1 protein-coding gene and 1 pseudogene are annotated in these 1,160 nt (G+C 52.2%); both read left to right on the top strand.

Annotated elements, in window-relative coordinates:
• A pseudogene (locus OCF96_RS09850) lies at positions 1 to 783 on the top strand (cell wall protein); the annotation flags it as partial.
• Between the two features lie 9 nt (positions 784 to 792).
• Positions 793 to 927, top strand: a complete 135-nt coding sequence (locus tag OCF96_RS09845; protein ID WP_261447055.1) for a hypothetical protein — start codon at positions 793 to 795, stop codon at positions 925 to 927.
• The last annotated feature ends 233 nt before the right edge of the window (positions 928 to 1,160 follow it).

Genomic DNA, 1,160 nt, shown 5'->3' with positions numbered 1-1,160 from the left:
GTCGATGCTGAAGCTGAAGCACTTGTTGACGCTGATTCAGAAGCTGATGTGCTTGCTGAAGCTGAAGCACTTGTTGACGCTGACTCAGAGGCGCTTGTGCTTGCTGATTCTGAAGCACTTGTTGAGGCCGATTCAGAAGCCGATGTGCTTGCTGACTCTGAAGCACTTGTTGAGGCCGATTCAGAGGCTGATGTACTTGCTGATTCTGAAGCACTTGTTGAGGCCGATTCTGAAGCCGATGTGCTGGCTGATTCAGAGGCGCTTGTTGACGCTGACTCAGATGCGCTTGTGCTGGCTGATTGGCTAGCTGATGTACTTGCTGATTGGCTCGCACTTGTTGACGCTGATTCAGAAGCTGATGTGCTTGCTGAGGCCGACGCACTTGTTGACGCTGATTCAGAGGCTGATGTGCTTGCTGAAGCTGAAGCACTTGTTGACGCTGACTCAGATGCCGATGTGCTTGCTGACTCAGATGCACTTGTTGATGCCGATTCTGATGCGCTTGTGCTTGCTGATGCAGACGCACTTGTTGAGGCCGATTCAGAAGCGCTTGTCGATGCTGAAGCTGAAGCACTTGTTGACGCTGATTCAGAAGCTGATGTGCTTGCTGATGCAGACGCACTTGTTGATGCCGATTCAGAGGCGCTTGTCGATGCTGAAGCTGAAGCACTTGTTGAGGCTGACTCAGATGCCGATGTGCTGGCTGAGGCTGACGCACTTGTTGAGGCTGACTCAGATGCCGATGTGCTGGCTGAGGCTGACGCACTTGTTGAGGCCGATTGACTAGCTGAGGTGCTGGCTGAGGCTGACGCACTTGTTGAGGCCGATTCAGAGGCGCTTGTGCTTGCTGAAGCTGAAGCACTTGTTGACGCTGACTCAGAAGCTGATGTGCTTGCTGAAGCTGAAGCACTTGTTGAAGCCGATTGACTAGCTGACGTGCTTGCTGATTGGCTTGCACTTGTTGATGCTGACTGACTAGCTGAGGTGCTTGCTGATTGGCTTGCACTTGTTGATGCTGACTGACTAGCTGAGGTGCTGGCTGATTGGCTTGCACTTGTTGAAGCCGATTGGCTAGCTGAGGTGCTTGCTGATTGACTTGCACTTGTTGAAGCCGATTGACTAGCTGACGTGCTTGCTGATTGACTTGCACTTGTTGAAGC

Source organism: Streptococcus mitis (assembly GCF_946190065.1).
Classification (GTDB): Bacteria; Bacillota; Bacilli; order Lactobacillales; family Streptococcaceae; genus Streptococcus; species Streptococcus mitis_DE.
Note: the sequence above shows the minus strand (reverse complement) of the source record. Positions and strands in the feature narration are given on the sequence as shown.